The 6,849-nt window shown below is 68.2% G+C and carries 7 protein-coding genes; 5 read left to right on the top strand and 2 right to left on the bottom strand.

The features are described from left to right. The first annotated feature begins 239 nt into the window (after nt 1–239). The 5 genes from L0P92_RS40425 (at nt 240) to L0P92_RS40405 (ending at nt 4,062) form a co-directional block, all read left to right on the top strand. Nucleotides 240–1,055 carry a phosphatase gene (locus L0P92_RS40425; protein ID WP_234768124.1) on the top strand — a complete coding sequence of 272 codons (816 nt, stop codon included), beginning with the start codon at nt 240–242 and terminating at the stop codon, nt 1,053–1,055. A 129-nt stretch (nt 1,056–1,184) separates the two neighbouring features. Beyond that, the gene (locus tag L0P92_RS40420; protein ID WP_004984898.1) at nt 1,185–1,397 is read left to right on the top strand and encodes a helix-turn-helix domain-containing protein; all 213 of its coding nucleotides are present in this window, start codon (nt 1,185–1,187) and stop codon (nt 1,395–1,397) included. A gap of 169 nt (nt 1,398–1,566) precedes the next feature. Then, a complete protein-coding gene (locus L0P92_RS40415) occupies nt 1,567–1,665 on the top strand; it encodes a 30S ribosomal protein bS22 (protein ID WP_003948845.1) in 99 nt (32 codons plus the stop codon). Nucleotides 1,666–1,933: 268 nt separating this feature from the next. After that, nucleotides 1,934–2,995 carry an NAD-dependent epimerase/dehydratase family protein gene (locus L0P92_RS40410; protein ID WP_234768123.1) on the top strand — a complete coding sequence of 354 codons (1,062 nt, stop codon included), beginning with the start codon at nt 1,934–1,936 and terminating at the stop codon, nt 2,993–2,995. A gap of 14 nt (nt 2,996–3,009) precedes the next feature. Continuing rightward, nucleotides 3,010–4,062 carry a lysophospholipid acyltransferase family protein gene (locus tag L0P92_RS40405; protein ID WP_234768122.1) on the top strand — a complete coding sequence of 351 codons (1,053 nt, stop codon included), beginning with the start codon at nt 3,010–3,012 and terminating at the stop codon, nt 4,060–4,062. 90 nt (nt 4,063–4,152) lie between these two features. Here L0P92_RS40405 and L0P92_RS40400 read toward each other — a convergent pair whose 3' ends face one another. Beyond that, nucleotides 4,153–5,397 (bottom strand): DUF5667 domain-containing protein, encoded by a 1,245-nt coding sequence (locus L0P92_RS40400; RefSeq protein ID WP_234768121.1) that lies wholly within the window; start codon nt 5,395–5,397, stop codon nt 4,153–4,155. Between the two features lie 250 nt (nt 5,398–5,647). Further along, nucleotides 5,648–6,421 carry an ECF subfamily RNA polymerase sigma factor, BldN family gene (locus L0P92_RS40395; protein WP_234768120.1) on the bottom strand — a complete coding sequence of 258 codons (774 nt, stop codon included), beginning with the start codon at nt 6,419–6,421 and terminating at the stop codon, nt 5,648–5,650. Between the last annotated feature and the right edge of the window lie 428 nt (nt 6,422–6,849).

Below are 6,849 nucleotides of genomic sequence, written 5' to 3'. Positions count from 1 at the left end.
CTTCGACCCCGCCAGGGGGCTGCGCCCCCTGGACCCCCATCGGCCTCCGGCCTCGTCCTCAAACGCCGGACGGGCTGAAAATGCCTGGTGGAGCGCCCTGTGGGTGAGTGGGGGCTGGGGACGGACTTGTCCCCCCGAGAGGTGAACGCCTTCCCGGACGGACTGTCTCGTTAGCCCAACTGTGCTGTGTTGCTCTGTTCTTACGGCTCTGTGCTGTTCCGTCCGTCACCATCGCTCACGTGTTGAGTAGGGAAGCCCTTCGCGCCCATCTGTTGGCTGCTCGGCTTGCCGGGACCGTGGCTACTTCTCGGGAGGTGAGTCTTCGGAGTTATCGGCTTTTTGCTGCTCGGGATCCTCGTGTGGTCATCGGGCTTGATCCTGAGGGGGCTTGGGGGCAGCGGGACTTGCTTGGGTTGATGGCGGAGCGGTGCGGGGTTTCGGCCGATCCGGGGTGTGTGTCTGGGCCGGATGTGATCGATCCGGAGCGGACTTTGAGCGGGCTTGATGCCTTTGCTGAGCGGATCGGGGAGGCCGCGCGGCGTCGGGTGCCTGTGCTGCTCGGGACCGGGCACCCGCATCGGCTGCTCGGTTTCTACGCCGCCTTGGCGGACGCGTTGTCGGCGGCGGGATGTGCCGTTCTCACTCCGGCGCATGGTCGTCGTGTCGACATAACGACCCGGTTCGGCCTACGCACGTACAACCTGGCCTACGTACGAGGAGTCGCGTTGGTGCGGGAACCCGGCGCTCCGAGCACCGGGCGTGAGACCGGCGCACACACGCACTCGCCGCTCCCGGTTCGTACCGCGCTGGCGGCCGCGGCGGAGGCCGGCGGGCCGTTGCCGGAGTTGGTGATCGGGGATCACGGGTGGGTCTGCGGGGCAGGTCAGCTGGGGTTTGAGGCCATTGGTCTCGCCGATACGGATGACCCCGCGCTCTTTGTGGGGGAGGCCGAGGGGTCTGTGTCCGTCGTCGTTCCACTTGATGACGCTGTGCGGTCTGATTACTACCGGCCGCTTACCCGCTACGTACTCAATCGAGCGTGTCTGTCCCAGTAGGCCGCCGATGGGTGCACCTCTTCCCCACTCGCATCACTGGCACCTACATTGGGGAGTGAGCACGCAGCGACGAAGAGTCACCGGAAGGGGAAGCCGGTGGCCGTCGAGTGCGGAAGGTTCAGGTGTGTCATGGCTGCAGCTGGCGAGAGGCCTCTGAACGAGGTTCAGTTCCTTACCGTGGCGGAAGTCGCCTCGGTGATGCGAGTGTCGAAGATGACCGTGTACCGGCTGGTGCACAGCGGTCATCTGCCCGCGATCCGGGTGGGGCGTTCGTTCCGCGTCCCGGAGCAAGCGGTTCACGAATACCTCCGTGAGAGCTATGTGGGGGTGGAAACCGCCTGACGGCAGTGGGTGCGAGGGGGGTCCTCAGGGCTCTCAGGGGCCTTCGGGACTTCCCCCTTCTCCCTCTCGATTACGACCTCAGCGCTCGGGCGGGTAGGCTAGCCCCTCGTAGGTCGTGTGGGCCCATGGCGCCCAAACACCGAGTGATGAGAAGTGAGCGAGGGTAGTCGTGGGCTCTGTTATCAAGAAGCGGCGCAAGCGGATGGCGAAGAAGAAGCACCGCAAGCTGCTCAAGCGCACGCGCGTTCAGCGTCGCAACAAGAAGTAAGCGCGGCGCGCCGCGAAAGTGGCGTGCTTTGTGGCCCCCCATCAGAACTGGTGGGGGGCCACATGCGTATCGAGATCGCGTGCGAGGGGTCGGACTCTGTGCGTATGACTGGACGACTGCGTGAGCCGTCCGGTCGTACGCAGGGAATTTTCGTCACTTCATGCATTGGGCGGTCATCACAGCGCAACACCGACCCGCTAAGTTGGCGGCACACGGGGAACTCGGCAGGGTACGCAGCGGGACGAGTGCTGGAAGGAAGGCGCTGATCTTGGGCAAGGTCGTGCTCGTGACCGGAGTGGCCCGTCAACTGGGGGGCCGGTTCGTACGACGGATCCAGCGAGACCCGGAAGTGGATCGGGTGATCGCCGTGGACGCGGTACCGCCCGAGCACCATCTGGGGGGCGCGGACTTCATCCAGGCCGACATCCGGCAGCCCACCATCGCGCGGGTGCTGGCCGAGAGCGGCGCCGACACCGTCGTACACATGGACGTGACCGGAACCGCGCTCGGCAGCGGCAGCCGGACCATGGTCAAGGAAACCAACGTCATCGGGACCATGCAGCTGCTCGGCGCCTGCCAGAAGTCGCCGACGGTGAAGCGGCTCGTGGTCAAGTCCAGTACGAATGTCTACGGGTCCGCGCCGCGGGACCCTGCCGTCTTCACCGAGACGACCCCGCCCAAGTCGCTGCCCAGCGGCGGATTCGCCAAGGACGCGGTCGAGGTCGAGGGCTATGTGCGCGGGTTCGCGCGGCGGCGGCCGGACGTCGCCGTGTGTGTGCTGCGGTTCGCCAACATCCTCGGTGCGACCGCGGACACGCCGCTCGCCTCGTACTTCGCGCTGCCGGTCCTGCCGACCGTGTTCGGCTACGATCCGCGGCTGCAGTTCGTGCACGAGGACGATGTGATCGAGGTGCTGCGCATCGCCTCGCACGAGCCGGCGCGAGGCACGCTGAACAGCGGCACCTTCAATATCGCCGGCGACGGCGTCCTGCTGCTCTCGCAGTGTTCGCGGCGGCTGGGCCGTCCCACCGTGCCGCTGCTGCTGCCCGCCGTCACCTGGGCGGGTTCCCTGGTGCGTACGCTGGGCATGTCGGACTTTTCGCCCGAGCAGATCCGGCTGCTCACCCACGGCCGGGTGGTGTCGACGGACCAGATGCGGGAGACGCTCGGCTTCAAGCCGAAGTACACGACGGCGGAGACGTTCGCGGACTTCGCCAAGAGCCGCGGACCCGGACTTCTGCCGCCGGAGGCCCTTTCGGGGGCCGTCGACCGGATCGCCGCGCTGCCCGTGCTGGGCGGCGGCCACCTTCCGACGCAGAGCGCCAACTGAGGAGCGCATCAACGATGGCGGACGCCAAGGTCATTCCGTTCGACGACGACCGGTCCCGCGGGAGTGCCGTGCAGCGGCCGCAGCGGCGCCGGAGTGCGGGGAGCAGGCGTAAGAGCGGTGAATCCGTGCTGGTACGCGAGGTCCAGCCCCTCCCGGGACGGGCCTTCGCGCAGGATGATGTTCCTGTGACACGTGAGGAACAGCCGCCCCAGCAGCCCCAGGGCGACGGCGGCCTGGAGCGGCGGATCGCGAGCGGCCTGGCCTTTCTGCGCCGCCGTCTCACCGGGGACTACGAGGTCGACGACTTCGGGTACGACGAGGAGCTCACCGACCAGGTCCTGATGTCGCTGCTGCGCCCGGTGTACGAGAACTACTTCCGGGTCGAGGTGAAGGGCGTCGAGAACATCCCGTCCGAGGGCGGGGCGCTGATCGTCGCCAACCACTCCGGCACGCTGCCGTTGGACGGCCTGATGATGCAGGTCGCCGTGCACGACCACCATCCGGCGGGCCGGCATCTTCGGCTGCTCGCGGCCGACCTGGTCTTCATGCTGCCCGTGGTCAACGAACTCGCCCGCAAGCTCGGCCACACCCTCGCCTGTGCCGAGGACGCCGAGCGACTTCTGGGCCAGGGCGAGTTGGTGGGCGTGATGCCGGAGGGCTTCAAAGGCATCGGCAAGCCCTTTGGCGAGCGCTACAAGCTCCAGCGGTTCGGCCGCGGCGGCTTCGTCTCCACCGCTCTGCGCAAGGGCACGCCGATCATCCCGTGCTCGATCGTCGGCGCGGAGGAGATCTACCCGATGATCGGCAACGCGAAGACACTGGCTCGACTGCTGGGCTTCCCGTACTTCCCGCTGACGCCGACCTTCCCTTGGCTCGGTCCGGTGGGTGCGATTCCGCTTCCCACCAAGTGGACGATCCAGTTCGGCGAGCCCATCCCTACGGATGGTTATCCGCCGGAGGCCGCGGAGGATCCGATGCTGATGTTCAACTTGACGGACCAGGTCAGGGAGCAGATTCAGCACACGTTGTACAAGTTGCTGGTGCAGCGGAGGTCGGTGTTCTTCTGACGCCGGTCGGAGAAACGTTTGTACGGCGATGGGGGCGCCCCCTTTGAAAGGGGGCGCCCCCATCGCCGTATGACTGGCTTGGTGGAGTTGCTAGTTGGCGTCCTCGCCCTCGATGCCCAGGCCCGGTAGGAGGCCTGGGAGGAGGGGTGGGAGGGTTACGGCGGGTTCCGTGGGCGGGGTTGATGTGGACGGGGAGCCGGTGCTTCCGGTGTCCTTCGGTGGGTCGAGGAGGCCGCCGGTGTTGCCGCCGAGCAGGCCTTCGCTCTCGCCGGCCGAGCTCTCGGCTGACTTGCTGGGACCGCCGGACCGGTTGCCGTCGGAGGAGCCGCTGCCGCCGGCGCTGGGGTGGGCCGACCGGTCGGAGCCGGATGTGCCCGTGGACGAGGAGCCGGAACCGCCCCGGCCCTTGCCGTCGCCGCCCTGGGTCGGGGTCGGCGGGAGGAGCGACTGGAGCGGGGCGACCTCGTCGTCTATGGCGTCGAAGACCGAGGACACCTGGTCACTGACGTCCCCGAGCTGGAGGGGAAGCCGCTCGCGGAGGTGGCCCCATGCCTCGCGGTGCGAGCGCGAGAACGCGGAGAGGGCCTGGATGGGCCCCAGGGAGTCCGGATGGCGCTGGTACGCCTCGCGGAGCAGGCGGTGCCCCTCCGAGGCGTCGTGCCGCATGCCGGACAGGGCGCGGCGGACCTCGCCGAGCGACTCGTGGTCGAGCTGCCCGCCGCGGCCCCGCTCCATCAGCCGCCGGGCCTCGTTCAGCCGGGTGGAGGCCTGGTCGAGATAGGTTCGCCCGCGCTCGTCGTCGCCGTCGGCGAGGACGTTGAGCTTGAAATCCTCTATGCCGCGCTTGAGGCCGTAGAGAGAGTCACCGGGCAGGGCGTCGGAACTCGCCGCGGCGACTCCGCCGAAGGCGCTCGCGGCGACACCGACGCTGAGCCCGCCCGCGGTGAGACCCTTGGCCAGCCGTGAACGTGGTCGCAGCTTGCCCAGCGGGGACGCCCGGTGTGCGCCTCTCGCCCGCTCCGAACGCTGTCCGGGCAGAACGGGTCCCGCCTCGCCTCCCGCGGTGCCCTCCTGGAGCATGGCCTCCATCGCGGCCACGAGCTGGGCCCGCTGGACGACCTTGACCTCGGGGTCGAGTACGGGCTTGGGCAGCTCGCCGAGACTCGTGGTGAGGGCCAACAGGCGCCCCTGCTCGGTCTGTTCCGCAGCAGCCGGTGCCGGTGCCGATCCATCGGGCTGCTCGGCCTGCTCGGCCGCCGAGCCCCGGTCGGACTGCTCCTCCAGGGCCTGGGCGAAGGCGTTCGCCCGCCGGTGCGCCGATACGTTCGCGATCACTGGCGGCACCTCCTCTCGTCATGACGGTCGACTCCCCAGGGGGTCCTGAGGGTTGCACGCCCTGACCGAATCCACACGATCGAGTGATCGAAGTCGGCCAGGGAGTGACCACAGGGAGCCTGCATCCCGCACAACGAGCGGCTTGGCACTTGGGTTACGGACGGAGGATGAACGGACCGCGAAGTCAACGGACTTTCACCGAGGGTGAGTTGAAGGTTGCGGAGTGTGCTGGTTCGGTAGGGGGGTGCGCTCAGCGTGCGTCGTCCGGGAGTAGCCGGGCGAGGGTGCGGACGGCTCGGTACTGGAGGGTCTTGATGGCGCCCTCGTTCTTGCCCATGACGCGGGCGGTCTCGGCGACGGAGAGGCCCTGGAGGAAGCGGAGGGTGACGCACTCCTGCTGCTGCGGGTTGAGTCGCCGTACGGCGTCGAGGAGTGCGGCGTTGGAGAGGGACTCCAGGACGGAGTCCTCGGGGGAGCGCTCGACCTCGTTGGCGTCGAGCATCTCGCCGGTGGTCACCTCCAGCCGGAAGCGGCTGGACTTGAAGTGGTCGGCTACGAGGTTGCGGGCGATGGTGACGAGCCAGGCGCCGAAGTCGCGGCCCTGCCAAGTGAAGGTGCCGATGCGCCGTAGCGCTCGCAGAAAGGTCTCGCTTGTGAGGTCCTCTGCGGTGGCCTTTCCTCCGACCCGGTAATAGATGTAGCGGTAGACGGTGTCGCTGTACTGGTCGTAGAGCCGGCCGAACGCGTCGGCCTCGCCGGCCTGTGCGCGTTCCACGAGATCCATCATGCGGGCGCTGTCGCTGTCCGCGGCAGGCCGACGGGCGGTTGCCGCACCGGCCGTGCGTCCGCGTCTGCCGACGGCGGCGCTGCCGTCGGCGAGCGCGTAGCACGGGCCTACGGGTGCGGCGGTTACGGCGAGGGCGGGGACGGCGTACGCGGTGGGGACGAAGCCGCGCAACAGGTCTTGGACCGTTGCGCGCAGCGTAGCCAGGCCCGAGGCGTCAACCCCGACGTGTGGGTACACGGGACTCCCAGAGGCAGAGCTTCCATCACGTGCAGTGCGGGACCGTTCACCCGTCGTAGCGACGGAGGGGTACCGGTTTGCGTCTGAGGAGAATAACGCTTCGTGCAGGCACTGCTACGCCCAGTTGCTCAAATCATCGATTGCGTCTCTTCTGTAACCGTTTGGCGGCCGATCAAGTGCCGGAGAGTGATCGGTTGTTGATCGGAGTCGTCCGGGTTGGGGCTGTCTCCGGGGCGTGTTGTGGTCGTGTGCAGCCAAGGGGACTGGACAGGGGGTTGTGGGGGTATGGGGTGCGGATTGGCTTGTGCGGCCGGGCGTGGTCAACTCCGTGCCGCGTCAGTGGTTCTCGCCCCCGCCGCCCCTACCCGTCCCAGCCCTTGTAGGGGGTCCGCCCCGTGGAGCCCGGCAAGGGGCGGCGCCCCCCGGTC

Origin of the sequence: Streptomyces muensis (assembly GCF_021474425.1) — a bacterium.
Lineage (GTDB): Bacteria > Actinomycetota > Actinomycetes > Streptomycetales > Streptomycetaceae > Streptomyces > Streptomyces muensis.
The sequence above is the reverse complement of the archived record's forward strand: the minus strand, read 5'-3'. Positions and strand labels throughout refer to the sequence as shown.